Below are 24,882 nucleotides of genomic sequence, written 5' to 3' on the forward strand. Positions count from 1 at the left end.
TCGACCAGCTCAGTGACGTGCCGACCGCGGGGCGGGCGGTGTTCCTCGCGGAAGTCCTGCCGGTCGCGGAACACTCCACCAATGCGTACCTCCGGAAGCGCGCCCGCGTTCTGCGCGAGCGGCTCCACCCGGAATCGATCACTGCGAGAGCGGTCCGGTCCGAGGCGGACCGCCGGGTCGAGTTCGAACCGGCAGCGGACGGCATGGCGTGGGTGCACCTGTTCACAACCGCCCCGATCGCCCAGGGCATCATCGAGCGGGTCGAGGCAGCGGCCTCAGAATCACGCGCATCTGGCGAAACCCGCACCTGCGCCCAACTGCAGGCCGACGCCCTGGCGGCGCTCGCCCTCACCGGTGTGACGCCTGAAGACGTCCTGTCGAGCCCGGTGCTCCCGCACCCGATCGAGGTCCAGGAACACATCACACCGACCGTGCAGATCACCGTCCCGGCACTCAGCATGGCCGGCGTCTCCGAGGCCCCGGCAACCCTCGACGGCTACGGCCCGATCGACCCCGAGACCGCGGCGCGTATCGCGGTGAACGCACCGAGCTTCACCCGGATCCTCGTCCAACCGGAAACAGGCGCGGTCCTCTCCGTCGGCCGAAACCAGTACCGCGTCCCGGCCGATCTCCAACGGGCGGTGCGCCTTCGGGACGGCACCTGCCGCGCACCAGGCTGCGGCAGACGGGCCAGAGCGTGCGATCTCGATCATTCGGTCGCGTGGGCGGACGGCGGCACCACGGATGTCGCGAATCTCGCCTGCCTGTGCCGACGTCACCACCGGATGAAGCACCTCCCCGGATGGAACCTCGACCACGGACCCGGTGGGGTGCTCGAGTGGACGACACCCGACGGCAGACACCACCGGACGGCACCCGATCCCGCACCGTTCTGAACCCGCCGGCGAAGGGTTCCTCGTGGGCACTTCGACAAGCTCAGTGACCGGGAGGAGGCTGTCCGCACCGCTTCGGTTCCCGAGCCGTGCTGCACATCGACAAGCTCAGTGACCGGGGGAGGTTGTCCGGGAACGAGTCGGTCCCTGAGCCTGTCGAAGGGCACTCGGGTCGCGCTGCCCCGGCTCGGGGGAGAGAGGTGTGCCCGGATGGACCTGGAGGAGGGACCCACTCGAAGCCGACAGGTGCTGTCTCGGACAGCTGTCCGAGAAGTCGTGGTACACTGGTGGGAATGCCTCGCACATCAGGAGTTCCCGCCCTCGGTGTCGAGCAGTCCACCACAGAACGTCCCGCTCCGCCGTCGCGCGTCGAGCGCTTCGCTCCCGTCCTCCGAGCGACGGGCGACCCACGTGCCGAGCGCACCAGGCAGACGATCTTCGACGCCGTCGCCACCATCCTCGCCGGTCGGCCGGAACGCGTGTCCGTCGGCGACATCGTCCGCGTCGCCGGGATCAGCCGCAGCTCGTTCTACGCCCACTTCGCCAGCCTCGACGACCTCACCGCGGCCTACCTGCGGGTGCAGTTCGCCGGCCTTGCCGCGTCCGGAGTCTCGGTGCGGCCCGCGGGCGAGTCGCTGGGTAGCGCCGAGCGCGCCCGCGAAGCCTACCGACGCCTCGTCGCCCAGCTCCTCGAAGACGCACCGCTGTACTCGAGCGTGCTCGAGCTCCCCGTCGCCCGCAGCGCGTTCGATGACCTCGTCGGCGAGCACGCCGACCACCTCATCGGCTCGCTGCTCGAGCGCGCCGAGGTCCCGGTCGGCATCCCGGCGGGCCTGGTCTCCGCCTATGTCGCCGGTGGCACGCTCTCCCTCGTCGACGGCTGGCGCCGCGGACGCATCGACGTCTCGGACGACGAACTGGTCGAAGCCCTGGTCGCCCTGCTGCCCGCCTGGCTGCTCGACGAACGATCCGTCGGCGCGTCACCGCCACCACCGACCCCCGAACCATCCGGCCGCTGAACCGCCGGAGCACGACGACGCCGGTGCGCGAGTACCGGTGACGACCTGATAAGAGAAGAGGAACCATGCAGTTCATCGTTGGAGAGACCCTGGTCTACCCGCACCACGGAGCGGTCACCATCACCGAGTTGTCGAAGGTGACGATCAAGGGTGTCGAGCAGGACGTCATGACGCTTCGCGTGCACACGTCCGAGCTCACCATCAAGCTGCCGATCGCGAACGCCGACCTCGTCGGTGTGCGCGACGTCATCGACCACGACGGCGTCCAGGCCGTCTACGGCGTGCTCCGCGAGCCGTTCGTCGAGGAGCCCGGCAACTGGTCGCGTCGATACAAGGCCAACCAGGAGAAGATGGCCAGTGGCAACGTCCACCGTGTCGGCGAGGTCGTCCGCGACCTGTGGCGTCGCGACCAGGACAGCGGCGTGTCGGCCGGCGAGAAGCGCATGCTCCAGAAGGCGCGCCAGGTGCTCGTCTCCGAACTCGCGCTCGCGCAGTCGATGACCGACGAAGAGGCGTCTGCGGGCCTCGACGAGGTGCTCGCCTCGTCGATCGCGACCCCCGAGGCCGTCGCCGCCAAGTAGGTCCCATGCAGACGAAGAGCGCCCCGCCGGTTCGGCGGGGCGCTCTTCGTCGTCGTGGAGGGTGCCTCAGCTCCCGGTGTTGCCGCTGACGATCGCCAGCACGCCGACGACCGCGATGGCGACGATCGGCCCGAAGGACAGGGCGGCCTTGGTGATCGTCCAGGCACGGCTCTCGCGTTCCGGGGCCGGCAGTTCGGCGGGCGACACGTAGACCGGAGCCTGCCCGCCGTCAGCGGACGCGCCGCCGCTGAGCTGCAACACCCGCGTGTCCGTCCATGCTCGTCCGTCGAAGTGCACCTGGCGTTCCTCGTCGGTCGGGTGCGGGTACCAGCCCGCGGCGTCGGCCTGCGACGGCTTGTCCCGCTGGAACCGCAGCACCCTCGAGTCGCCCCAGGTCTCGCCGTCGAAGTGGAGTTCCTTCGTCGGGTCGTCGGGGTGCGGGTACCAGCCTGCGGTCGTAGCCATCCCTCAAGTATGACAGCGGGATCGGGGATGCCGAGACCGTCCGATGGGCGGCAGAATGGAGACAATCATGACGACGACACCGCGACCTCGAGCCCCACGTCCACAGATCATCCTCGAGGTGGTCCGCAGTTCCTGGGTCACACCGCACCTCGTGCGCCTCACCCTCGGCGGTCCAGGCTTCGCCGACTTCCAGCCCAAGGACGCCACCGACAGCTACGTGAAGATCTCCTTCGCCAAGCCCGAACTCGGCCTCGAGCCACCGTACGACCTCGCGGCGCTCCGTGAGACGCTGGCACCCGCCGACCTCCCGGTCACCCGCACCTACACGGTGCGACGCGTGGACCAGGCGGCGGGCACCATCGACATCGACTTCGTGGTGCACGGCGACGAGGGCATCGCCGGCCCGTGGGCCGCTGCCGCTCAGCCGGGAGACCGCGTCGTGCTCGCCGGCCCCGGCGGTGCCTACCGGCCCGACCCGACCGCCCAGTGGCACCTCTTCGCGGGCGACGAGTCGGCGATCCCCGCGATCGCCGCCGCCCTCGAGGCGCTCCCAGCGGAAGCGAAGGGGCTCGCGTTCCTCGAGATCGGTGGGCGGGACGACCTCGTCGAGCTCGACCACCCGGCCGGGGTGCAGCTCATCTGGGTCGGCCGTGCGGCCCGCGACGAATCGACGGCCGCGCTCCTCGCGACCGCCATCACCGGACACCCGTGGCCTGACGGACGCGTGCAGGTCTTCGCCCACGGCGAGCGGGAGTCGATGAAAGCACTTCGTGAGGTGTTCCTCACCCAGCGCGGGCTCGACCGCTCCCAGCTCTCACTGTCCGGGTACTGGGCCTACGGACGCACCGAAGACCGCTTCCAGGCGGAGAAGCGCGAACCGATCGGGGTCGTCCTGCCGGCCTCGTGACGCCCGCCCCGGCGCCGCGCTGCGGGCGGGCGCCTGACTCAATGTGAGGGGTCGGCCGGCTTGCTGCGCGTCCGGCGGACCCGCGACGGACGCTCGACGCGTGCCCGGATGTCCGGTGGAACGAGGTCGAGCAGCTGATCGCGACGCAACGGGAGGTCGAGCAGGCTGAGTTTCATCCGGCCCTTGCGCGAGTGCCGGCTCGGGTCGAGTCGCACGACGTTGGCTGCGTCGCGCACGAGCCGGACGGTCACGACCGCGCCACTTGCGACATCGGACAGGACCTGGCCGTCGATCTCGACGGCGGCCTGCTTCGTCGCCGTGCCGATCGAGAACTGCAGGCGCTCCGCCGGCCCGAGGATGAACGAGCGGTCGATGCCCGACATGGGCGCGACCGGCGTGACGACGGTGGCGGCGACGGCGGGGGAGAGCACCGGCCCGCCGGCCGCGTAGTTGTAGGCCGTCGATCCGGTCGGGGTGGCGATCACGATCGCATCGGCTTTGAAGTACCCGTAGGCGGTGCCGTCCACGGCGAGGTCGGCCATGACCACGCCGGTTCCCGGGCGCCGGGCGATGGAGACGTCGTTGAAGGCGAGGAGATGGGCGACCTGCTCGCCGGTGGTGATCGTCACCTCGAGGCCGTGGTGCGGTTCGAGGGAGAACTCGTTGTCGCTGACCCGTTGGAGTGCCTCAGCGAGCGCGGCCGGCTCGACCTCGACGAGGAAGCCGACGTTGCCGTAGTTGACGCCGAGCACCGGTGCGGATCGGCCGGCGAGCAGCCGCATCGCGCCGAGCATCGTGCCGTCGCCGCCCATCGCCACGGCGACGTCGACCGACGACGCGAAGGCGTCCTCGTCGAGCAGTTCGACGTCGTCGCCGAGCCGGTTGGCCTCCGCGCGGAGTCCGACGAGGCGCGCGCCGTGTTCGAGCTGCCATGAGCGGAGGATGCGGACGGAGTCGTCGATGTTCTTCGTCGGGTGCGTGATGAGGCCGATCGTCATCGACGGCCCGGTGGGGTGCTTCGTGCGAGTGGTGGTCACCCGTCGAGCATAGGCCGATCGCCTGACAGCAGGACCGGGACGCGGGCTCCCGGCGGGCAGTGGCGTGCCTCGCGACCGACGCGCCCTGGGCCGCGTTTGGGATACTGGAGGGAGCCGGTCCGCCGTGATCCTCGCGGGGCGCCGAGCGTGGAGGAACGACATGAGCGATGTGACCGAGCACCCTGGCCGACCGCGGCGGGCGGGGCGGCTGAAGTCGATCCTCATCGGAATCCTGTGCACGGTGCTCGTCGTCGTCCTCGGGTTCGTCGTCTGGACCCAGATCGTCATGCAGGGCACCCGTCCCGCCGCACTCGCGGTGTGGGAGGACCCTGCGGTCTCCGTCACCGACGTCGGCGACGCCGTGGTCCTCGCCCCGACCGCGGACGCCGAGCGTCCGGCCTCCGGTACCGGTCTCGTCTTCATCCCCGGGGCGAAGGTCGACCCCTACGCCTACCTGTACAAGCTGTCCGGCGTCGTCGAGGAGGCCGGCGTGACCGTGGTCATCACGAAGCCGACGCTCAACCTGGCGTTCTTCGACCAACGGCCGCTGGAGACGTTCACCGCCGCCGCCCCGGACGTCGACACCTGGTTCGTCGGCGGCCACTCGCTCGGCGGGGTGCGCGCCTGCCAGCTCGCAGAGGATCCCGCGGTGACGGGTCTCGTCCTGTTCGGGAGTTACTGCGCGAACGACCTCTCCGGCTCGGCCCTCGAGGTGCTGAGCCTCGCGGGGAGCGACGACGGACTGAGTACCCCGGAGAAGGTCGCCGACGCGCGCGTCCGGCTGCCCGCCGACGCGACGATGGTCGAGATCGGCGGGGCGAACCACGCGAGCTTCGGTGACTACGGGGTACAGCCCGGAGACGGTTCGGCGACGATCTCCAGTGATGAGGCCCGCTCCGAGATCACGCGGAATCTGGTCGAGCTGCTCGGCTGAGCGGGCGGGGTGGGCCCCGGCGGTCCGCAGGGACCCTGACGATCAGCCCTTCGGGACCGGCGGCCCGACGACGAGCAGCGCCGTGAAGACGGCGACGACCACGAGGCCGCCGACGACCACGAGCAGGATCGGGTGTCGGACGAGCCAGCGGGTCAGGCGGTCGAGCACGCGCTGGTCGCGCGGGTCGGCACCAGCCTCACGGCGCCACGCCCCGTCGAGTCGGCCGGTGCGGTCCGCCCAGAGGTCGAAGGGGATGGTCGCGTACGGGACGACGGCGCTCACGAGGCCCACGAGGATCGTGCCGATGGGCCAGCGCTGATTGATCCCGATGAGCAGGACCGTCGCGCCGTAGACGAGGAACACGAAGCCGTGCAGCGCGCCACCGATGCTCACGCCGAGGTCGGTCGTCTTCGTGACGTACTTGAGGATCATCCCGATGATGAGCAGGGTCCAGGTGATCGCCTCGGCGATCGCGATCAGGCGGAAGAGGCGGCGCGGCGACACAGGGGCTCCAAGGCTCGGGGTGCAGGTCTTCCAGCTTGCCAGGCACTGCTGAGAGGGTGCTCCCAGCGGGCGCCCGGTTCTGCCACCCTGGGTGGATCGGGAATACGCGTCAGAGCGACGCGGTTCACCGAGATGTATGCAAACACATACAATCGCCGTGACAGCTCGCGGCGAGCCACACGACGTTGGAGAACCCCATGACCACACCCCTCGAGTTCGGCATCGACACCTTCGGTGACGTCACGGTCGACGCCGACGGCGCACCACTGTCCCAGGCGCAGGTCCTGCGCAACGTCGTGGAGCAAGGTGTCCACGCCGAGGCGGTCGGCCTCGACTTCATCGGGGTGGGGGAGCACCACCGTGAGGACTTCGCGGTCTCGTCACCCGAGGTCGTGCTGGCGGCGATCGCGGCCCGCACCGAGCGCATCCATCTCGGATCCGCCGTCACGGTGCTGAGTTCCGACGACCCGGTGCGCGTCTACCAGCGGTTCGCGACGCTCGACGGCATCTCGGGAGGGCGGGCCGAAGCCATCCTGGGCCGCGGATCCTTCACCGAGTCGTTCCCGCTCTTCGGGTACGAGCTGTCGCAGTACGAGGAACTCTTCGAGGAGAAGCTCGAGCTGTTCGTCGCCCTCCTCGAGCAGGGACCGGTCACCTGGTCGGGCAAGACGCGCGCGCCGCTCCGGGAACAGTCGGTCTACCCGCGGGTGGAACACGGGAAGCTGAAGACGTGGGTCGGTGTGGGCGGAAGCCCCGAGTCGGTCGTGCGGACCGCTCGATACGGCCTGCCGATGATGCTGGCCGTGATCGGTGGTGGGCCGCTGCGGTTCGCCCCCTTCGTCGACCTCTACCACCGCGCACTCGCGCAGTTCCAGCTGCCGACCCAGCCCGTGGGCATGCACTCTCCGGCCCACATCGCCGAGACCGATGAGCTCGCGCAGGAGCAGCTCTGGCCGCACTACCGGGCGATGATGGACCGGATCGGCCGCGAGCGGGGCTGGAGCCCGATGACCCGTGGGCACTTCGAGCAGGAGGCCGGCCCGGAGGGTGCCCTGTTCGTCGGTTCGCCGGAGACGGTCGCACGCAAGGTCGCGACCGCGGTCGACGGCTTGGGGCTGTCCCGCGTGGATCTGAAGATCAGCAACGGTTCGCTGTCGCACGAGCACCTCATGGACAGCATCGGTCTGTACGGCTCCGCGGTCGTCCCGCGCGTCCGCGAACTGCTGACCGAGGCCTCGACCGCCTGATCCGGTTCAGCGGATCGCCGGCGGGCGGTAGGGCATCGTCAGCGTCAGGACGGTGCCGCCGGTCTCGTCGGCTGCCGGGCGGACCCTGAGGGACCCGCCGAAGGCGCCGGCCCGTCGATCCAGTTGCAGCAGGCCGCCGGACGGTTCGGCGTCGTCGCGGATTCCGGAGCCGTTGTCGACGACGCGCAGCTCGACGGCGCCCGTCATCGTCCCTCGCCGCTCGGTGGCTGGCGACGAGACCCGGAGGTCCACGACGAGTCGATCGGCCGCCCCGTGGGTCAGCGCGTTCGTCACGCCCTCCTCGAGCGTGCGGACGACCACCGCGCGCTCCGCCGTCGTGAAGACGTTGTCGATCGGGTCGTCGAGGAGCCGGAAGTCCGGAGAGACGTCGAGACTGGTGGTGATCGACGGGGGGAGCCGTTGCAGGATGGCGCGGATGCTCGGTGCGATCCCGACCTCGAGCAGCGGCGGCGACAGGAGCCGGCTGAGCTCGCGCACGTCGCGCTCGCGCACGGTCCGGAGTTCCTCGCCGAGGGACCGAAGGGTCCTGGCCGCATCCGACCCGACGTCCGGGCCGCCCCGTTCGAGTGCTGTCGTGACGGACGCGAGCTGGGCGCTGATCAGGACGAGGTGCTGCTGCAACGTGCCATGCAGCCCTTCCGCGACCTCCCGCTTCACCCGCAGCTCCTCACCCTGCAGGGATTGGAGGGCGAGGTCGGCCCGGTGTCGCTGATCGGCGTGCGCGCGCTCCTGCTCGCGGGCGCGTCGCCGGGCGGCACTGAGGCTGAACCCGAACGTCGCGCAGACCGCCAGGGCGAGCGTCGTCGTCCCGGCCTCGACGAGGACCGTCTGCAAGCTCGGGTCGCGGTACACGCCCAGCAGGAGCTGGAGCCCGCTCCGCAGCAGCCCCGTCAGCACCGCCACGAGGAGGACACCCCCGAGCACCTTCGGGCGCCACCACTCGTGGAGCGACGGCCCCCACCTCGACCACAGCAGGAGTGCGAGTACGAGGATCGCCGCGCTCAACGAGACGAGGTTGGCGGTGACCCGTTCGGCGAGCATGCCACGCGTCCCACCCGGGGCGACCCAGGTGTAGATGTAGACGCTCTGGAAGGACACCGCGAGTCCGAAGACCGCTGCCATGGCACCACTGGCCGTGATGAACGCCCGGCTGTCGCTCCAGCGCTCAGCGCGAGCGGTCCGGGCCTCCTGGGTCATGGCTCCATTCTGACCTGCCGTGCGCGCCACCGCCGACATCGACGTGCGGTCGCTCGGGAGCTTCCCCCTCGGTCGTTCCCATCTCGATCCGGGATACTCGGAACATGCACCACCAGTCGCACTCCGACCCCTCGCCCGCCGCGCTGTCCACGGTCGACGATGCGACGACGGACGCCGCGACCACCAGGCCGCTGCGTGTCGGGGTGATCGAGGACCAGCCGCTGCTCGGCGGCATGCTCGCCGAGCTGCTCGACGGGGCGCCAGGCGTGACGTTCGTCGGGCGTGCGGGTACTGTCGCCGAGGCCCGCAGGCTGTTCCTCCCGGGGACGGTGGACGTGCTGACCATGGACATCGAGCTGCCCGACGGCAACGGGGTGAGCCTCGGCGTCTCCCTCCGCCGGGCGCAACCCGGCCTCGGTGTCGTCCTGCTGTCCGCCTACGACCTGATGGACATGCTGCTCGAGATGCCGGCCGACGTCCGCGAAGGGTGGAGCTACCTGTCGAAGACCTCGTCACTCACGCGCGAGATCCTCCTCGAGGCCATCCGGGTCTCCGCTCGCGGCGAGACGATGCTCGATCCCGAACTCATCGATCGGACCAGGCCCAGGGCGGGGTCGAGTCTCGAGTCGCTCACCGACCGGCAGTACGCCGTGCTGCAGCTGCTCGCGACCGGTCGCTCGAACACGGGGATCGCGACCAGGCTCGGGATCGCGGAGAAGTCCGTTCAGAACCACCTCACGGCGATCTACGCCGCACTCGGGATCGAGCATGACACCTCGAGCAACCCACGGGTGTCGGCCGTTCTCGCCCTCCTCTCCGAATCCGGCCGCTTGTCCTGACCCGACGTCCGCGGTCGGTGCCAGGGCTCAGCGTCCGCGGTCCGGCGCTTCGAGGTCGTCCACCGTCCGATCAGGGCGCCATCCGCGCCAGACCGGATGCCTGAACCGTCCATCCGGTGTCCACTCGCTGAAGCGGACCTCCCCGATGAGGACCGGTTCCACCCAGTTGGCGTCGGCCGCGTCGGCCGGCGGGACACCCACGAGAGCCGTCGACGCCCGCCCCAACCGTTCGAAGCGCAGCGCGGTCGCCGCCAACTCACGATCGCTGAAGCCGCTCCCGACCCGCCCAGCGTAGTGCAGCAGCCCATCCGCGCCCGGCACCCCGAGCAGGAGCGACCCGATCCCACCCGAGCGCCCGCCCCGACCGGGACGCCAGCCCGCGACCACCACCTCCTCCATGCGTTCGTGCTTGAACTTGACCCAGGTGCTGCTGCGCCGACCCGGTCGGTAGCGGCCGTCGAGCTCCTTCGCCATCACCCCCTCCAACCGCAACCCCCGACTCACCTCGAGCGCATCGTCGAGCGAGCCGTCGATCGTCGGCGGCACCTGGACGACGGTCCCGGACGCGATCGTCCGCTCGAGCAGCTCCCGACGCTCCCGGTACGGCAGTTCCGTCCGATCCGTGTCGTCCAGCGCGAGCAGGTCGAACAGCAGCAGACGGACCGGTGTCCGACGGCGCTCCCGTTCGACGTCCCGCTCCGCGGTGAGCTGCATCCGACGCTGCAGGAGCGAGAAGTCGGGACGGCCGTCAGGCCCTGACGCCACGATCTCACCGTCGAGGACGACCGCACGGCCGGCGAGCGACGTCGCGAGCTCCTCGACCACCTCCGGGTACGCCATCGTGAGGTCCTTGCCGTTCCGGCTCGACAACCGCACCCGCCCCGTCGAGCCGTCGACGCTCGCGATCGCACGGATGCCGTCCCACTTCATCTCGAACGCCCAGGATCCGTCGTCGACCAGCTCGCCGGGTGCCGCGACACTCGCGAGCATGGGGGTGGGGATCCCACGAGGCCGTACGACCGGTGGAGCCGGCGGGTCACCCGGCGCGCGCATCCGGTGGATGAGCCACGACGGCGCCTCCCGTCCCGTCCCGCCCGCGGTCCGGATGAGCGCGAACCGCATCGGCCCGCCGAGCGCGCCTCCCGCCCGGCCGTGCAGGGTCCCGATGACCTCGTCGTCGCGCCATTTCTCCAGCTCGTAGGTGCCCGCGTCCCAGATGGTCACCTCACCGGCCCCGTACTCCCCAGCCGGGATCGTCCCCTCGAAACTGCCGTACTCGATGGGGTGGTCCTCCGTGCGCACCGCCAGGTGGTTGCTGCTCGGATCCGTCGGGACCCCCTTCGGCAGGGCCCACGACACCAGCACACCGTCGTGCTCGAGCCGGAAGTCATGGTGCAGTTTCCGCGCCTCGTGTCGTTGGATCACGAACGAGGGCGGTGTCCCGGCAGCGGCAGGCGACGGCGGTCCGTCCGGGACGGGCTCGGGCGTCCGCTCCGCGTCCCGCTTCCGCCGGTACTCCACGAGCCGGTCCTCGTGCTCCGACGGGCGGATCGTGATCGACGGACGCGGGTCGCCGAGCACCCGCATCGGGTCCTCACCGTCCGCCAGACGCTCGAGCACCGCAGGGAACTCCAGCTGCACCAGCCCCGGATCGTCGAGCTCCTCCCACCGGCGGGGAGCCGCCACCGTCGGCCGCGACCGACCACGCAACGAGAACGGCGCGATCGTCGTCTTCGACCCGTTGTTCTGACTCCAATCGACGAAGACCTTCCCCGTGCGTCGCTGCTTCGACATCTCGCTCACCACGAGGCCCGGCTCGTCCGCGGCCAGCGCCCGCGCGAGCTCATGCGCCACGAGCGACACCTCCTCGGAACTCTGCCGGCCGTCCAACGCCGCATACAGGTGGATCCCCTTGCTCCCACTCGTGAGCGGGACCGGATCCAGCCCCATGTCCACCAACACCGCCCGCGCGAGGCCCGCGACACCAGCGCACTCTGCGAGGGACACCCCCTCACCCGGATCGAGGTCGAGGACGAGACGGTCGGGCGGACGGCGCTCGCCGGATCGGTCGAACCGCCACTGCGGCACGTGCAGCTCCAGCGCACCCAACTGCGCCAGCCACGTGAGCGTCGCGAGATCGTCGACGATCGGGTACTCGTTCGTGTGATCGCTGTGCTCGATGGGGAGCCGCTGGACCCAGTCGGGAGCCGCGGTGCCCAGATCCTTCTGGAAGAACCCGGACTCCGGCGCCGCAGCCGTCCCGACGCCGTGCACCCAGCGTTTCCGGGTCACCGGCCGATCGGCGAGGTGCGGGAGGAGGTGTTCGGCGACCGCGGCGTAGTAGGCGAGGACCTCGGCCTTCGTCGTGCCGGTCTCGGGGTACAGCACCTTGTCGAGATGGGTGAGTTGGATCCGGCGTCCGTCGACGTCGACCCACTGCGTCTGCGCGCCGCCACCGCTCGTCCTCGCCATGGCGATCAGCCTGCCGCCCACGGGCGTCAAGGGCTAGCCCTTGACGATGTTCCGGGTGTCTACTGGTCACCACGACAGCGCGGGCGGATCCGCCGGCGGACGGGAGCGGTCATGCGCGCGATCTGGAAAGGTGCGGTCACCTTCGGTCTGGTGAACGTCCCGGTGAAGGTGTACAGCGCCACGGAGGACCACGACCTGTCGCTGCACCAGGTCCACGACGCCGACGGCGGGCGCATCCGGTACCAGCGCAAGTGCGAGGTCTGCGGCAAGGTCGTCAGCTACGACCACATCGACAAGGCCTACCAGGACGGCGAGCAGACGGTGGTCCTCACCGCCGACGACCTGGCATCGCTCCCCGAGGAACGCAGCCGCGAGATCGAGGTCGTCGAGTTCGTGCCGAGCGACGACCTCGACCCGATCATGTTCGACCGCAGTTACTTCCTCGAACCGGACTCCTCCTCGTCGAAGGCCTACGTCCTCCTCCGGCGGACGCTCGAGGAGACCGACCGCACGGCCATCGTGCGGTTCGCCCTCCGCCAGAAGACGCGTCTCGGCGCCCTCCGGGTGCGCGAGGACGTCATCCTCCTGCAGACGCTGCTCTGGGAGGACGAGGTCCGCGAGGTGCGGTTCCCGGCACTCGAGGAACGCGTCCGCATCTCCGCGAAGGAACTCGAGATGTCGGAGGCGCTCGTCGAGTCGTTCTCGTCGCGCTTCCGCCCGGACGCGTTCGTCGACGAATACCAGGCACAGCTCCGGAAGCTCATCGAGGCGAAACTCGAGCAGGGCGACGCACTCGACACCGCCGCCACCTTCGGCGAGCAGCCCGAGCCCGACGACGACACGGGCGCCGAGCCGATCGACCTCATGGAGGTGCTGCAGCGCAGTATCGAACGGCAACGCGGCACGACCGGCGCGAAGACGGCGAGCGGGGCGAAGCGATCCGGCACCGCCAAGCCCGCCGCGACGAGCCGCTCGGCGAAGACCGGTACAGCGAAGACGGGTACTGCCAAGACGAGCGGCGCGAAGACCGGTACCGCCAAGACCGCGCCGTCGAAAGCGTCGACCGCGACGAAACGCAAGAAGAGCGCCTGAGCGACGACGCCCGGGCCGAGAGGGAGCACGACATGATGGAGCACCGCATCACCCCGTTCCTCTGGTACGACTCACAGGCCGAGGAGGCGGCGACCTTCTACGTGTCACTGTTCCCCGACTCCCGGATCACCTCGGTGAGCCGCTACCCGGAAGGCGGACCCATGCCGGCCGGCCAGGCGATGGTCGTCGAGTTCGAGCTCGAAGGCCTCCCCGTCAGCGCGATGAACGCCGGGCCCATCTTCTCCTTCACCGAGGCGTTCTCCTTCTCCGTCAGAGCCGACACCCAGGACGAGATCGACCGACTCTGGGACGCCCTCATCGCCGACGGCGGTGCCCCGAGCCAATGCGGCTGGCTCAAGGACCGCTGGGGACTGTCCTGGCAGATCGTGCCCGGCATCCTCGCCGAACTGCAGAACGACCCCGACCGTGAACGCGCGGCACGAGCCATGCGATGCATGATGGGGCAGACCAAGCTCGTCATCGCCGAACTCGTCGCCGCCGCGGACGATCGCTAGCGGCTCCTCCACAAGCGACCGACAGCCGGGACACCGCCCCTCCGAGACACCGACGCAGTCCACCGTCAGCAGCTCCTGACAGACTTGCCGCATGTCCCACCCCAGCACGCCCATCCCCGCCCACCCCGAACCAGCCCCCACCGGATCGGTCGCCGAGGCCACATCGGCGCTCGCCGCACTCACGGGCGTTCCGGGGGCCACGTTCCACGACGGTCAGCTCGAGGCGATCCTCGCGCTCGTCGACGAACATCGTCGTGCGCTCGTCGTCCAGCGCACCGGTTGGGGCAAGTCCGCCGTCTACTTCATCGCGACCGCCCTCCTGCGCCGACGGGGCGCCGGGCCGACCCTGTTGGTCTCGCCGTTGCTCGCGCTCATGCGCGACCAGGTGGCGGCCGCCGAGCGCGCCGGTGTGCGCGCGGTGGCGATCAACTCGGCGAACGCGCACGAATGGGACGACGTCCGGGCGCGGCTGGAGGCCGACGAGGTCGACGTCCTGCTCGTTTCACCCGAGCGGCTCAACAATCCGCGCTTCCGCGATGAGCAGCTCCCGACCCTCGTGGCCCGCACGGGCATGCTGGTGGTGGACGAGGCGCACTGCATCTCCGACTGGGGTCACGACTTCCGACCCGACTACCGGCGGCTCGCCGAACTGATCGGGCGTCTTCCTACCGAGGTCCCGGTCTTGGCGACCACCGCGACGGCCAACGCACGCGTCGTCCGCGACATCGCCGAGCAGCTCACCGCACCCGGTGCCGCAGCCTCCCGCGGAGCCGAGGTGCTCACCATCCGTGGCTCGCTCGCGAGGGCGTCCCTCCGGCTCGGCGTGCTCCGGCTGCCGGAGTCACGGGACCGCCTCACCTGGCTGCTCAGCCACCTCGGCGGGCTCACCGGGTCCGGCATCATCTACACGCTCACGGTGTCCGCCGCGGAGGACACCGCGCGGCTGCTGCGCGAGGCCGGTCACGAGGTCCGGGCGTACACCGGCCGGACCGATCCCGACGAACGCGAGGAGTCCGAACGGCTCCTCAAGGAGAACCGCCTGAAGGCGCTGGTCGCGACGAGCGCGCTCGGCATGGGGTTCGACAAACCGGACCTCGGGTTCGTCGTGCATCTCGGCGCTCCGTCCTCGCCGGTCGCGTACTACCAGCAGGTCGGCCGTGCGGGCCGTGCAACCGAGCACGCAGACGTCCTGCTCCTGCCAGGAGCGGAGGACGAGGAGATCTGGCAGTACTTCGCGACCGCGTCGATGCCGGACGAAGCGCGGGCCACCGCGGTCCTCGACGCACTCGACAGCCAGCCGCGGTCCACGCCCGCGCTCGAGGCACTCGTGAACCTGCGTCGCACACCCCTCGAACTCCTCCTCAAGGTGCTCGACGTGGACGGCGCGGTCCAGCGGGTGGCCGGGGGGTGGGTGTCGACCGGGCAGCCGTGGGTCTACGACCGGGAGCGGTACCGGCGGATCGCCGAGGCCAGGGTGGCGGAGCAGCAGGCGATGCTGGCCTACGAGCGGGGCGACGAGTGCCGGATGCTCGTGCTGCAACGTGAGCTCGACGACGCGAGCGCGGTGCCCTGTGGCCGATGCGACCGGTGCGCCGGGCCGTGGTTCCCCACCGAACTCGACAGTGCGGCGGCCGCTTCGGCATCGGAGGCGCTCGGGCGGGTGGGCGTCGAGCTCGAACCGCGGGCGCAATGGCCGACGGGAGCCGACCGCCTCGGCGTCACCGCGGACGGCGCAGCGGTGAAGGGACGCATCGCGCTCGAGGACCGCCTCGAGGCCGGGCGCGCCCTCGCTCGGCTCACCGACCTCGGCTGGGGCGGTGTCCTCCGCGAGCTCTTCGCCGCGGGCGCGCCCGATGCTCCCGCCTCCCGCGCGGTCATCGACGCGAGCGTCCGCGTCCTGGCGGATTGGCCGTGGACGCAACGACCGGCCGCCGTGGTCAGTGTGCCCTCACGGTCGCGTCCGCAGCTCGTCGACTCCGTGGCGAGGGGCATCGCGTCGCTCGGGCGACTGCCCTACCTCGGGGAGCTCGACCTCGTCGGCGACGGCCCGCGCGGTGGTCCCGGCGGCAACAGCGCCTACCGGCTGGCCGGGGTCTGGGACGCCTTCACCGTCGGATCCGAACTCCGGGCGCAGCTCGCAGCGCTCGAGGGTGCGCCGGTCCTGCTCGTCGACGACCGCGCCGACAGTCGGTGGACGCTCACCGTCGCCGGTCGCGCGCTCCGCCGCGCCGGATCCGGACCGGTCCTCCCGTTCGCGCTCGGGATCGTGGGCTGATCGCCCGTCAGCCCTCGTGGAGACTGGAGCGGGTGTCCTTGGCCAGGTGCCGCGGCAGCAGGATCGTGCAGACGAGTCCGACGACGGCTGCTGCAGCGCAGATCGCAAAGCTCAGGCGGAAGGCGTCCGCACTGGGTGTCGTGACAGCTCCGTCGGTCACGACCTGGGAGGCCAGGATGGCGCCGATCACCGCACTCGCGATCGTGGAACCGAGCGTCCGCATGACGGAGTTGAGTCCGTTGGACGCCGCCGTCTCGCTGGGCGGGACGGCACCCATGATGAGCGTCGGCATGGCGGCGTAGGCGAACCCCACTCCGAAGCCGACCGCGGTGGCCGTGAGCACGGTGTGCCAGACCTCGGTCATGAGTCCGATCGCGATCGCGTACCCGACCGCGATGATCGCGATGCCGATCAGCAGGCTCAATCGGGCGCCCTTGGCTGCGGTCAACCGCGCGGCGACCGGCGACATCGCCCACATGATGAGACCGCTCGGCATGAGGCAGAGGCTCGCGATGAGCATGTTCTGCCCGAGACCGACCCCGGTGCCGACCGGCGCCTCGAGGATGCCCGGGAGGACGACCGTGCTGCCGAAGAAGGCGAAGCCGACCGTGATGGACGCGAGGTTCGTGAAGAGCACCGTCCGCCTGGCGGCGATGCGCAGGTCGACGAGCGGGCTGGCGGAGCGTACCTCGAACCACCCCCAGAGCAGGAGCACGACGACGCCGCCGATCAAGCAGCCGAGCGTCCCGACGCTCGTCCAACCCCACTCGTTGCCCTTCGAGACGGCGAGGAGGATGGGGACGAGGCCGGCGGCGAGACCGATCGCGCCGATCCAGTCGAAACCACCTTCACTCCGAAGGGTGCTCACCGGGACGAAGCGTGCGACGAGGACGAAGCCGATGAGCCCGAGGGCGCCGGCGACCCAGAACAGCACGTGCCAGTCGAGGTACTGCGAGATCACCGCGGAGATCGGCAGACCGACGGCACCACCGATACCGAGCGTGGCACTCACGAGCGCGACCGCGGGGCCGAGCCGCTTCGCGTGGAGCACGTCGCGCAGGATGCTGATGCCGAGCGGGATCACGCCCATCGCCATCCCCTGGAGGGCCCGGGCGACGATGAGCGGGACGATCGTGGACGAGAAGGCGGCGAGCACCGAACCGGCCATCATGATGCCGAGCAGGACGAGCACCATCCGTCGTTTGCCGTAGAGGTCGCCGAGCCGACCGGCGATCGGGGTCGCGACCGCGGCCGACAGGAGCGTCGCCGTCACGACCCACATGCTGTCGGAGGCGTGCACGCCGAGGATCGTGGGGAGCGACGGCACGAGCGGGGTGACGAGCGTCATCATGAACGCCGCGACGAGACCGGTGAACGCGAGGCTCGTCACGACCGCGCGCTCCGGAAGCGGCTTGCGGAGCGCCGCCCGCTCCTCGTCGCTGAGCCAGGGACGCTCGGCCTCAGGCTGGTCCTCGTCGTGGTCGTCGGGCTGCGCTGAATCCTGCGTCACGGGTCCTGTTCCTGTGGAGAGTCGATGCGGCCGAGGCCACTCGGAGTCGAACACCGTCCGTCGGTGCGGTATTCCCGGCTCGGCCACGCCGATGCCGTCCGGCCTCGTCGTCGGTTCAGCGCGGGAGGCGGGGGATCGCCGCGATGAGCTGCTTCGTGTAGGCCTCGGCGGGATCATGGAGGATCTGAGCGGTGGCGCCGGCCTCGACGACCTGCCCGTGTCGGAGGACCACCGTGCGTTCACACAGCGATGCCACCGTGCCGAGGTCGTGCGAGACCATGACCAGGGCCAGGCCGTTCGAAGCCCGCAGCTCGGCGAGGAGCTCGATGATCTGGATCCGGGTGCTCATGTCGAGGGCGCTGACGGGCTCGTCGGCGAGGAGGAGCCGGGGGTTCGGGACGATCGCGCGGGCGATGGCGATCCGCTGCCGCTGGCCGCCCGAGAACTCGTGCGGGAACCGCGACGCCGCGTCGGCGGGCAGTCCCACCGCCTCGAGCGCCGCGGACGCGCGGACGGCCACGTGCTCGGTGGTCGCCAGCCGGAGGGAGCGCAACGGTTCGGCCACGATGCGCCCGATACGTTGCCGCGGGTCGAGCGAGGAGTACGGATCCTGGAAGACGGCCTGCACCGATGCGCGGAATCGACGGACCCGCGTCCGATCGCGCGGGTCCAGCGCGCCACCGTCGAACCGGACCGAGCCCGAGGTCGGCCGGTCGAGGCCGAGCAGCAGTCGGAGGAGGGTGCTCTTGCCGGCGCCGGACTGACCGACGATCCCGACGGCCTCGCCTGCACCGACGGCCAGCGAGACGCCGTCCAGGGCCTCCTGACCACCGCGGTATCGGAAGCCGACCGCGTCAAGCTCGAGGATCGGCGTCGTCGTGATCGGTGCATCGGTCATCGCGGGTCCTCCAGCGCGTCGTCGAGCGCGCGGGCGCTGGCGACCAGACGACGGGTGTCCTCGTGCTGCGGTGCCGTCAGCACCTGCGCCACCGCGCCGCGTTCAACGGCCCGACCATCGCTCAGCACGACGACCTCGTCGACCATGGCCGACACGACGGCGAGGTCGTGACTGATGAACAGGAGCGCCATGCCGCGTTCCCGGACGAGCCGGTCGATGAGCGCGAGCACCTCCGCCTGGACGGTCACGTCGAGGGCCGTCGTCGGCTCGTCCGCGATCAGGAGCTGCGGGCGACCGGCGAGTGCGATGGCGATGGCGACCCGCTGCCGCTGCCCGCCGGACAGCTCATGGGGGTAGGAGGCGGCGATGCGCGCGGTGTCGGTGAGGGACACCTCGACGAGGGCCGCTTCGACGGCCTCCTCGAGCCGTTCGCCCCGGAGCCCCAGATGGCGACGCAGGGGCTCGGCGAGTTGGGCGCCGACCCGCATGAGCGGGTCGAGTGCGGTCAGCGGCTCCTGGAAGACGAGTCCCGCCACCCGGCCGCGGAGCGGCCGCAGCGCGCGGTCCGGGGCGCCGATCACCTGGGTGCCGGCCAGTTCGACGCTGCCGCTCGCGCTCAGCTGCTCGCCGAGCAGCCCGATCACTGCGAGGGAGGTCAAGGACTTCCCGGACCCGGAACCGCCGATGAGGCCGAGGCGACCCCCGGCGGCGATGGTCAGGTCCAGCCCGTCGAGGAGCGGCCGGTCAGTGCCGTCGGGAGCTCCGCGCCGGATGCCTCGGGTGATGGTCAGGCCGGAGATGTCGAGGAGATCGCTCATGCGCCGCGCCTCCTCGTCGGATCGCCGAGGTCCCGCAGGCCGTCCGCGATGAAGTTCACGCCCACCACGAGCATCACCACGGCGACGCCCGGAGCGATCGCGCCGATCGGTGCCGTCGTGACGGTGGCCTGGGCCTCCTGCAGCAGGCGTCCCCAGGAGGCGTTCGGCGGTGGCGCGCCGAGGCCGAGGTACGACAGGCTCGCTTCGGCGAGGACGGCGATGCCGAACTGCAGTGCGAGGTTGACGGTCAGGGTGGGCCAGATGTTCGGGAGCACGTGCTGGCCGATGACACCGGCCCAGCTCGTCCCGGCGGTCCTGGCCGCGACGACGTACTGCTCGCTGAGGACCCGCTTCGTGAGGATCCGGGTCAGGCGGGCCACGATGGCCGACATGGCGAGTCCGATCGCGATGATCGCGGTGCCGAGTGACGCGCCCTGCGCGGCCACGATGAGCATGGCGAGCAGGAGCACCGGGAAGGCGATCACGACGTCGAGCGCGGCGGAGATCGTGTCGTCCAGCCAGGCCGATGCGAAGGCCGCGGCGAGTCCCACGGCGATCCCGATGACCGCCCCGACCGCGACGGCCCCGGCGCCGGTCACGAGCGCGATGCGCGCGCCGATCATGAGCTGGGTCATGAGGTCGCGACCGAGCTTGTCGGTACCGAGCCAGTGGGTGCCGGTCGGACCTTCGAGACGACCGCCGGCGGTGTCCGTGGGGGCGAAGGGCAACCACACGAGCGAGACGGCCGCCAGGACGGCGATGACGCCGACGAGGACCAGTCCGACGGTCAGCGTCGCGGACCTGGCGCGTCGCCGCACCGGGCGGCGGTCGGTGAGCGCGGTCTGGGCGTCGACGGCGCTCATCGGAGCCCGTTCCCCGAGATCGAGGTGCGCAGACGCGGATCGATGAGCCGTTGCGCGATGTCGGCGAGGAAGCCCGTCAGGAGGACGACGAGGGTCGAGACGAGGAGGATGCCCTGGATGTTCGGGTAGTCGTGCTGCTGGATCGCCGTCAGGAGCATCGACCCGAGGCCCGGCAGGCTGAACACGCTCTCGACCACGACGGCGCCGAGGAAGGTGGTGGCGAGCTCGATGCCGAGGATCGCGACGACGGGCACCGCGGCGTTCCGGGCGCCGTGTCGGAGCAGGGCCTCGCCGAAGCCGGCTCCCTGCGCCCGCGAGGACCGCAGGTAGTCGCTGCCGACCACGTCGAGCGTGGCGGAACGGACGTACCGGGTGACCGACGCACTCATGACGATGGCGATGGTGATGACCGGAAGGGCGAGGCTCGTGAGCGCCGCGGCGGGGTCGGCCCAGTCGTCGCGCGGGAAGCCGCCGGACGGGAACAGCCGGAGCGTCACCGCGAACACGCTGACGAGCAGGATGCCGACCCAGAACACCGGCACGGCTATCCCGAGCTGCGAGAGGCCGGACAACGCGATGCCGTACCAGCGGTCGGCTCGCAGCGCGGACACGACACCGGCCACGAGGGCGAGCACCACGGCGAGGAGGAACGCGAGGAGCGTCAGCGGCACGGTGACCTGAAGGCGCGACGCGATCTCCGGTCCGACCGGGAGCGAACTCACGAACGAGGAACCGAGGTCGAGGGTCATGACGCCGCCGAACCAGGCCGCGAACTGCTCGCCGAGCGGCCGGTCGGCTCCCACCTGCTCGCGTGCAGCGTCGATCTGCTCCTGCGTGGCGTTCACCGAGAGGAGGGCGTTCGACGGGTCGCCCGGCAGCAGGCGGAGCAGCACGAACAGCACGGTCATGGCGACGAGGAACGACACCACGAGGAACGCGGATCGGCGCAGCAGGTAAGCGAGCATGGTGGACCTCAGCGTAGCGAGGCCCGGGCCGACCGGGCGGTGCCGGTCGGCCCGGGCGACGACTACTTGCGGACGATGTCCGCCACGAAGAACTGCGAGTTCAGGCCGTTGACGCCGTATCCCGAGACATCACTCGCGGCGACGACGATCTGCGGGTAGAGGTACAGCCACACGCTCGCCGCGTCCTCGGCGATCTGCTCGTTGACGAGCTTCAGCTTCGCGGTCTGCTCCTCGGTGGTCGTCGCCTGTTCGGCCTCCGACACCCACTGGGTCACCTCGGGGTTGTCGTAGCCCCAGTAGAAGTCCGGGTTGCCGTACCAGACGACATCACGGTCGTTCACATGCTCCTGGAGCGTCGCCTGGAAGTCGCGTTCCTTGAACACCTTCGAGTACCACTCGTCCGCACTGATCGTGTTGATCTCGACCGTGATGCCGACCTTCGCGAGTTCACTCTGGAGGAACTCGGCGACGGCCGGGTGCGGGTCGTAGCTCGGGGTGTCGAGCGTGAACGTGAAGCCGTCGGCGAAGCCCGCTTCGGCGAGCTGCTGCTTGGCGAGCTCTGGGTCGTAGGGGTTCACCTGCGTGAGGTCTTCGTACCAGGGGTCCGTCGGCGGGACCATCGACCCGATGAGTGTGCCGTAGTCACCCCAGATGGACGAGAGCAGCTTCTTGGTGTCGATCGCGGAGTAGACGGCCTTCCGGACGAGCGCCTGGTCGAACGGGGCGACCCGGTCGTTGAAGGCGAGCAGCTCCTTCGTCGTGGAGTCGCCGTCGGAGACGACGTAGTCCGCGTTGTCGGTGAACTGGCTCAGCTGGTCGGGGCTCTGCACGCTCGTGATGATGTCGATCTGCTTCGTGACGAGCGCATTGCTGAGCGCGGTCGCGTCGGTGAAGTAGGTGAAGACCACCTCCGCGTTCTTGGCGGGCTCACCCCAGTAGTCGTCCCAGCGCTCGAGGCTCAGAGTGCTGCCGCGCTTCCAGTCGCCGAGCGTGTACGGACCTGTGCCGTCCTCGGTCGTCTTGAGGTCCTTCGCCGCGTCGTTGACGATCCAGACGTAGCTCAGGTTGTAGATGAAGGAGATGGAGCGCTCGGAGAGGGTGATGACGACGGTCCTGTCGTCGGGGGTCGCGATGTCCGAGATCACCGCGAAGCTGCTCTTCCGCGCCGACTGCGAGTCCTCGGCGGTCACGGCTTCGATGCTCGACTTCACATCTGCCGAGGTGAGTGGGTCGCCGGAGTGGAAGGTGACGCCGTCCTTGAGGGTGAAGGTGTACGTCAGGCCGTCGTCGCTCACGGTGCTGTCGGCGGCGAGCACGGGCTCGACCTCGCCGTCGTCCGTGAGGCGGTAGAGGCCCTCGTACACGTTGCCGGTGAAGGCCTCCGTGACGCCCTGGCCGCCGCCGCCGGTGTTGCTGAGGTTCTGCGGCTCGTAGAGCGAGCCGACGGCGATGGTCGCGTCGTCGCCCGTCGCCGAGCTGCCACCACCACCGGCGCAGCCGGCGAGGGCGACGGCGGCGGCGACGGACAGGGCGACGAGCCCGATGGTTCTCTTCACGGATACTCCTGTGGTGTGGGGGTGCTGGTGCTGGGTGCGGGCTGTGGGGTGTGGCGGTGTGGACGGGTCAGACGGCGTAGAGGTCGAAGCCCTCGCGGAACCGGGCGATCCGTTCCCCGGCGAGGACCGCTCCGGCGAACCGGTTCTGCGGCGGCGGCATCGGACAGTTGTACTGCACGGAGAAGCCGCAGGGCGGCACGAACGCGCGGTTGAAGTCGAGGACGACCTCGCCCGCCGTGCCGAAGCCGCCGTCGTCGGTCCGCTGCACGAACAGGAACCGGCCGGCGCCGTAGGTGCCCGATTCGTCGTCGCGACCGTTCGTCGCGTCGCCGAACACGAGGAGCAGCGTGCCGCCGTCGTCGAAGGCGCTCATCGTGTACTCGACCCCGTCTCGCGTGAACACGATGTCGCCGGGGACGACGAGCTCCCGTGATCCGCCGTTGTCGCGGATGTGCTCGAAGGGCACGGTCCGCGAGCCGTCGACCGGCGTGAACCGCGCCGTCTGGACCCAGGCGGGGTCGTACGGGAAGACGTCGATGCCCTCGAACGCGCGGATGGCGGGTGCGTTCGCGTCCCAGCGGCGGACACCGACCTCGTCCTGGCCCGTGTCGAGGTGGGTGCGGCGGAGCGTCGTCACCGTGACGCCGCTCGGCTGCTCGGCGGCGATGGCGGCTGCGGCCTCGTCGACGGTGGCCGGCGTCTCCTCCGCGAGCCAGCGTGTCTCGACGAGGGCGAGGTTGCCGAGCGGCGAGGTCACGGCGGCTCGGCGGTCGTCGCGCCAGGCGTCGTGCTCGGCGATCGCGTTCGGCTGCGGGGCGGTGTGGATCGGCATGTCTCGATTCTCCGGATGACGGCGGGCGGGTCCCAATCGTGTGTCCTTCGGAGTCCAGCTCGTTTCGGGCGGGAACTATTCCCGAGCCCGGCGACGACCCTGCGCAGGACGGCGAGCGACGGGGTCGCGCCGTTCTGGGAGGATGTCCTCATGAACGCCACGCTCGTCCGCATGCCCGCCGATCGACTGCGGGGGTGGATGCTCGCCGCGAACGCACAGTACCGCCTCGAACGCATCGAAGCGGGGGAGACCGAGGCGGAGGCGACGGCGAAGGCGGCGCAGTCCCTCGCCGAGACGTTCCCGGCCGGCCGGCTCCAGGTCGGACACCTCGTGTTCGAGGTGGTCCTCGACGACGCCGCGGTCGGCGTGCTCTGGATCGGACCGCGGAGCACGAGCCACCCGGACGAGTGGTGGGTCTGGGACGTGGAGATCGACGAGTCGTTCCGTGGCCGTGGGCTCGGTCGGCAGGCCATGCAGCTCGCCGAGACGGCGGCCAAGGAGCAGGGCGCGAAGACGCTGGGGCTGAACGTGTTCGGGTTCAACCGGATCGCGCGCGGCCTGTACGAGTCGCTCGGCTACGAGACGATGGCCGTGCAGATGCGCAAGGCGCTCTAACGCGGGTCCAGCCCGTCGATCAGCTCGGTCATGACCCGGTCGGCGAGTGATGGAGGCTTCGGGTGCCCGTCGGCGGTGGTCCGCGAGGTCGTCGCGCGGTCGAGCGCGAGGACCTCTCCGTGGAGGTGCTCCATCTTCGCGTCGAGCCTGGAGGCCGCCTCGGCGGCGTGCTTGAGCTCGGCGAGCAGGCTGTCCGGCACGGCCTTGTCGTACTTGTAGTAGATCTTGTGTTCGAGGCTCGCCCAGAAGTCCATGGCGATCGTCCGGAACTGGATCTCGACGGGCACCTGTACGACGCCGTCGGACATGAACACCGGAACCTCGACGATCACGTGGAGGCTCTGGTACCCGTTCGGCTTCGGGTTCGCGATGTAGTCCTTGACCTTCACCACGGTGATGTCCTGCTGGCTCGTCAGGAGTTCGAACACCTTGTACGTGTCGGAGATGAAGCTGCAGGTGACGCGGATGCCCGCGATGTCGGTGATGTGTTCGCGGATGTCGTCGATGTCCTGCCCGTACTGCTTGCGTTCGATCTTGCCGATGATGCTCTCCGGCGACTTCAACCGCGAGCTGATGTGCTCGATCGGGTTGTAGTCGTGGATCTGCGTGAACTCCTCCTTGAGGATGTTGAGCTTCGTGGTGATCTCGTCGATGCCGAACTTGTACAGCATCATGAACCGCGTGAACTCGTCCTTGAGGCGCTTCAGCTCCTCGAGGTTGTCCGACGACGTTGGTCCGGTCATGGGCGTGCACTCCAGCTCTGTCTCCGACGGGCCGACGGCCCGCTCGCACTCTACTGAAGCGGCCTTGGAACGCCTCTCAGCCTC

The 24,882-nt window shown here is 70.2% G+C and carries 24 protein-coding genes; 11 read left to right on the top strand and 13 right to left on the bottom strand.

Features of this window, described 5'->3' with window-relative positions; translation table 11 throughout:
* From HOW07_RS00005 to HOW07_RS00015, 3 genes are all read left to right on the top strand, one after another.
* Nucleotides 1-896: HNH endonuclease signature motif containing protein (locus HOW07_RS00005; RefSeq protein WP_175115783.1), on the top strand; the 896-nt coding region annotated here is incomplete at its 5' end.
* A gap of 290 nt (nucleotides 897-1,186) precedes the next feature.
* The gene (locus tag HOW07_RS00010) at nucleotides 1,187-1,912 is read left to right on the top strand and encodes a TetR/AcrR family transcriptional regulator (protein ID WP_175115784.1); all 726 of its coding nucleotides are present in this window, start codon (nucleotides 1,187-1,189) and stop codon (nucleotides 1,910-1,912) included.
* Nucleotides 1,913-1,977: 65 nt separating this feature from the next.
* Complete coding sequence (locus tag HOW07_RS00015) at nucleotides 1,978-2,493, top strand: CarD family transcriptional regulator (protein WP_064296128.1); 516 nt, start codon at nucleotides 1,978-1,980, stop codon at nucleotides 2,491-2,493.
* Between the two features lie 66 nt (nucleotides 2,494-2,559).
* Here HOW07_RS00015 and HOW07_RS00020 read toward each other — a convergent pair whose 3' ends face one another.
* Complete coding sequence (locus HOW07_RS00020) at nucleotides 2,560-2,958, bottom strand: hypothetical protein (protein ID WP_064296129.1); 399 nt, start codon at nucleotides 2,956-2,958, stop codon at nucleotides 2,560-2,562.
* Between the two features lie 67 nt (nucleotides 2,959-3,025).
* Here HOW07_RS00020 and HOW07_RS00025 point away from each other — a divergent pair, with 67 nt between their 5' ends.
* Nucleotides 3,026-3,865 (top strand): siderophore-interacting protein, encoded by an 840-nt coding sequence (locus HOW07_RS00025; RefSeq protein WP_175115785.1) that lies wholly within the window; start codon nucleotides 3,026-3,028, stop codon nucleotides 3,863-3,865.
* 38 nt (nucleotides 3,866-3,903) lie between these two features.
* On the opposite strand, the gene HOW07_RS00030 is transcribed toward HOW07_RS00025, so the two are convergent.
* Entirely contained in the window at nucleotides 3,904-4,902 is a 999-nt protein-coding gene (locus HOW07_RS00030) for an NAD(+)/NADH kinase (RefSeq protein ID WP_231884386.1), read from the bottom strand.
* Between the two features lie 160 nt (nucleotides 4,903-5,062).
* Between HOW07_RS00030 and HOW07_RS00035 the strand changes: the two genes are divergently transcribed.
* Nucleotides 5,063-5,836 (top strand): alpha/beta hydrolase, encoded by a 774-nt coding sequence (locus tag HOW07_RS00035; protein WP_121290539.1) that lies wholly within the window; start codon nucleotides 5,063-5,065, stop codon nucleotides 5,834-5,836.
* A gap of 42 nt (nucleotides 5,837-5,878) precedes the next feature.
* Here the strand turns inward: HOW07_RS00035 and HOW07_RS00040 are convergent, their stop codons facing one another.
* On the bottom strand, nucleotides 5,879-6,340 hold the full coding sequence (locus HOW07_RS00040; protein WP_079706044.1) for a DUF3817 domain-containing protein: 462 nt from the start codon (nucleotides 6,338-6,340) through the stop codon (nucleotides 5,879-5,881).
* 197 nt (nucleotides 6,341-6,537) lie between these two features.
* Between HOW07_RS00040 and HOW07_RS00045 the strand changes: the two genes are divergently transcribed.
* Nucleotides 6,538-7,587: an LLM class flavin-dependent oxidoreductase gene (locus HOW07_RS00045; RefSeq protein ID WP_121290541.1), complete on the top strand. Its 1,050-nt coding sequence runs from the start codon at nucleotides 6,538-6,540 to the stop codon at nucleotides 7,585-7,587.
* A 6-nt stretch (nucleotides 7,588-7,593) separates the two neighbouring features.
* On the opposite strand, the gene HOW07_RS00050 is transcribed toward HOW07_RS00045, so the two are convergent.
* On the bottom strand, nucleotides 7,594-8,805 hold the full coding sequence (locus tag HOW07_RS00050; RefSeq protein ID WP_175115786.1) for a sensor histidine kinase: 1,212 nt from the start codon (nucleotides 8,803-8,805) through the stop codon (nucleotides 7,594-7,596).
* Between the two features lie 104 nt (nucleotides 8,806-8,909).
* Here HOW07_RS00050 and HOW07_RS00055 point away from each other — a divergent pair, with 104 nt between their 5' ends.
* The gene (locus tag HOW07_RS00055) at nucleotides 8,910-9,644 is read left to right on the top strand and encodes a LuxR C-terminal-related transcriptional regulator (RefSeq protein WP_079002593.1); all 735 of its coding nucleotides are present in this window, start codon (nucleotides 8,910-8,912) and stop codon (nucleotides 9,642-9,644) included.
* 27 nt (nucleotides 9,645-9,671) lie between these two features.
* Here the strand turns inward: HOW07_RS00055 and HOW07_RS00060 are convergent, their stop codons facing one another.
* Entirely contained in the window at nucleotides 9,672-12,116 is a 2,445-nt protein-coding gene (locus tag HOW07_RS00060) for an ATP-dependent DNA ligase (protein WP_175115787.1), read from the bottom strand.
* A 111-nt stretch (nucleotides 12,117-12,227) separates the two neighbouring features.
* Here HOW07_RS00060 and HOW07_RS00065 point away from each other — a divergent pair, with 111 nt between their 5' ends.
* The 3 genes from HOW07_RS00065 (at nucleotide 12,228) to HOW07_RS00075 (ending at nucleotide 15,998) form a co-directional block, all read left to right on the top strand.
* The gene (locus tag HOW07_RS00065; protein ID WP_175115788.1) at nucleotides 12,228-13,208 is read left to right on the top strand and encodes a Ku protein; all 981 of its coding nucleotides are present in this window, start codon (nucleotides 12,228-12,230) and stop codon (nucleotides 13,206-13,208) included.
* Between the two features lie 32 nt (nucleotides 13,209-13,240).
* Complete coding sequence (locus tag HOW07_RS00070; RefSeq protein WP_371743530.1) at nucleotides 13,241-13,723, top strand: VOC family protein; 483 nt, start codon at nucleotides 13,241-13,243, stop codon at nucleotides 13,721-13,723.
* Nucleotides 13,724-13,814: 91 nt separating this feature from the next.
* Nucleotides 13,815-15,998 carry an ATP-dependent DNA helicase RecQ gene (locus HOW07_RS00075; protein WP_175115789.1) on the top strand — a complete coding sequence of 728 codons (2,184 nt, stop codon included), beginning with the start codon at nucleotides 13,815-13,817 and terminating at the stop codon, nucleotides 15,996-15,998.
* Between the two features lie 7 nt (nucleotides 15,999-16,005).
* Here HOW07_RS00075 and HOW07_RS00080 read toward each other — a convergent pair whose 3' ends face one another.
* The 7 genes from HOW07_RS00080 to HOW07_RS00110 all read right to left on the bottom strand — a co-directional run bounded on the left by HOW07_RS00080 (nucleotide 16,006) and on the right by HOW07_RS00110 (nucleotide 23,440).
* Nucleotides 16,006-17,508, bottom strand: a complete 1,503-nt coding sequence (locus HOW07_RS00080) for an MFS transporter (protein ID WP_371743532.1) — start codon at nucleotides 17,506-17,508, stop codon at nucleotides 16,006-16,008.
* A gap of 115 nt (nucleotides 17,509-17,623) precedes the next feature.
* The gene (locus tag HOW07_RS00085) at nucleotides 17,624-18,406 is read right to left on the bottom strand and encodes an ABC transporter ATP-binding protein (protein ID WP_175115791.1); all 783 of its coding nucleotides are present in this window, start codon (nucleotides 18,404-18,406) and stop codon (nucleotides 17,624-17,626) included.
* Entirely contained in the window at nucleotides 18,403-19,224 is an 822-nt protein-coding gene (locus tag HOW07_RS00090) for an ABC transporter ATP-binding protein (RefSeq protein WP_064297022.1), read from the bottom strand. The genes HOW07_RS00085 and HOW07_RS00090 overlap by 4 nt, the downstream gene beginning before the upstream one ends.
* Complete coding sequence (locus tag HOW07_RS00095) at nucleotides 19,221-20,087, bottom strand: ABC transporter permease (RefSeq protein ID WP_175115792.1); 867 nt, start codon at nucleotides 20,085-20,087, stop codon at nucleotides 19,221-19,223. The genes HOW07_RS00090 and HOW07_RS00095 overlap by 4 nt, the downstream gene beginning before the upstream one ends.
* Nucleotides 20,084-21,052 (bottom strand): ABC transporter permease, encoded by a 969-nt coding sequence (locus HOW07_RS00100; RefSeq protein ID WP_175115793.1) that lies wholly within the window; start codon nucleotides 21,050-21,052, stop codon nucleotides 20,084-20,086. The genes HOW07_RS00095 and HOW07_RS00100 overlap by 4 nt, the downstream gene beginning before the upstream one ends.
* Before the next feature lie 62 nt (nucleotides 21,053-21,114).
* The gene (locus HOW07_RS00105; protein WP_175115794.1) at nucleotides 21,115-22,608 is read right to left on the bottom strand and encodes an ABC transporter substrate-binding protein; all 1,494 of its coding nucleotides are present in this window, start codon (nucleotides 22,606-22,608) and stop codon (nucleotides 21,115-21,117) included.
* A 67-nt stretch (nucleotides 22,609-22,675) separates the two neighbouring features.
* On the bottom strand, nucleotides 22,676-23,440 hold the full coding sequence (locus HOW07_RS00110) for a DUF1684 domain-containing protein (RefSeq protein ID WP_121290559.1): 765 nt from the start codon (nucleotides 23,438-23,440) through the stop codon (nucleotides 22,676-22,678).
* A 150-nt stretch (nucleotides 23,441-23,590) separates the two neighbouring features.
* Here HOW07_RS00110 and HOW07_RS00115 point away from each other — a divergent pair, with 150 nt between their 5' ends.
* The gene (locus tag HOW07_RS00115) at nucleotides 23,591-24,055 is read left to right on the top strand and encodes an N-acetyltransferase (protein ID WP_064297018.1); all 465 of its coding nucleotides are present in this window, start codon (nucleotides 23,591-23,593) and stop codon (nucleotides 24,053-24,055) included.
* Here the strand turns inward: HOW07_RS00115 and HOW07_RS00120 are convergent.
* On the bottom strand, nucleotides 24,052-24,798 hold the full coding sequence (locus HOW07_RS00120) for a GTP pyrophosphokinase family protein (RefSeq protein WP_082916274.1): 747 nt from the start codon (nucleotides 24,796-24,798) through the stop codon (nucleotides 24,052-24,054). The genes HOW07_RS00115 and HOW07_RS00120 overlap by 4 nt on opposite strands.
* Between the last annotated feature and the right edge of the window lie 84 nt (nucleotides 24,799-24,882).

The organism is Plantibacter sp. MCCC 1A11337, assembly GCF_013349365.1.
Taxonomy (GTDB): Bacteria; Actinomycetota; Actinomycetes; order Actinomycetales; family Microbacteriaceae; genus Plantibacter; species Plantibacter flavus_A.

What these genes read in the sequence shown, in the direction of transcription:
- HOW07_RS00010 (WP_175115784.1), top strand. Translation starts at nt 1,187, where the DNA reads ATGCCTCGCACATCAGGAGTTCCCGCCCTCGGTGTCGAGCAGTCCACC.
- HOW07_RS00015 (WP_064296128.1), top strand. Translation starts at nt 1,978, where the DNA reads ATGCAGTTCATCGTTGGAGAGACCCTGGTCTACCCGCACCACGGAGCG.
- HOW07_RS00020 (WP_064296129.1), bottom strand. Translation starts at nt 2,958, where the DNA reads ATGGCTACGACCGCAGGCTGGTACCCGCACCCCGACGACCCGACGAAG.
- HOW07_RS00025 (WP_175115785.1), top strand. Translation starts at nt 3,026, where the DNA reads ATGACGACGACACCGCGACCTCGAGCCCCACGTCCACAGATCATCCTC.
- HOW07_RS00035 (WP_121290539.1), top strand. Translation starts at nt 5,063, where the DNA reads ATGAGCGATGTGACCGAGCACCCTGGCCGACCGCGGCGGGCGGGGCGG.
- HOW07_RS00045 (WP_121290541.1), top strand. Translation starts at nt 6,538, where the DNA reads ATGACCACACCCCTCGAGTTCGGCATCGACACCTTCGGTGACGTCACG.
- HOW07_RS00050 (WP_175115786.1), bottom strand. Translation starts at nt 8,805, where the DNA reads ATGACCCAGGAGGCCCGGACCGCTCGCGCTGAGCGCTGGAGCGACAGC.
- HOW07_RS00055 (WP_079002593.1), top strand. Translation starts at nt 8,910, where the DNA reads ATGCACCACCAGTCGCACTCCGACCCCTCGCCCGCCGCGCTGTCCACG.
- HOW07_RS00060 (WP_175115787.1), bottom strand. Translation starts at nt 12,116, where the DNA reads ATGGCGAGGACGAGCGGTGGCGGCGCGCAGACGCAGTGGGTCGACGTC.
- HOW07_RS00065 (WP_175115788.1), top strand. Translation starts at nt 12,228, where the DNA reads ATGCGCGCGATCTGGAAAGGTGCGGTCACCTTCGGTCTGGTGAACGTC.
- HOW07_RS00070 (WP_371743530.1), top strand. Translation starts at nt 13,241, where the DNA reads ATGATGGAGCACCGCATCACCCCGTTCCTCTGGTACGACTCACAGGCC.
- HOW07_RS00075 (WP_175115789.1), top strand. Translation starts at nt 13,815, where the DNA reads ATGTCCCACCCCAGCACGCCCATCCCCGCCCACCCCGAACCAGCCCCC.
- HOW07_RS00085 (WP_175115791.1), bottom strand. Translation starts at nt 18,406, where the DNA reads ATGACCGATGCACCGATCACGACGACGCCGATCCTCGAGCTTGACGCG.
- HOW07_RS00090 (WP_064297022.1), bottom strand. Translation starts at nt 19,224, where the DNA reads ATGAGCGATCTCCTCGACATCTCCGGCCTGACCATCACCCGAGGCATC.
- HOW07_RS00095 (WP_175115792.1), bottom strand. Translation starts at nt 20,087, where the DNA reads ATGAGCGCCGTCGACGCCCAGACCGCGCTCACCGACCGCCGCCCGGTG.
- HOW07_RS00100 (WP_175115793.1), bottom strand. Translation starts at nt 21,052, where the DNA reads ATGCTCGCTTACCTGCTGCGCCGATCCGCGTTCCTCGTGGTGTCGTTC.
- HOW07_RS00110 (WP_121290559.1), bottom strand. Translation starts at nt 23,440, where the DNA reads ATGCCGATCCACACCGCCCCGCAGCCGAACGCGATCGCCGAGCACGAC.
- HOW07_RS00115 (WP_064297018.1), top strand. Translation starts at nt 23,591, where the DNA reads ATGAACGCCACGCTCGTCCGCATGCCCGCCGATCGACTGCGGGGGTGG.
- HOW07_RS00120 (WP_082916274.1), bottom strand. Translation starts at nt 24,798, where the DNA reads ATGACCGGACCAACGTCGTCGGACAACCTCGAGGAGCTGAAGCGCCTC.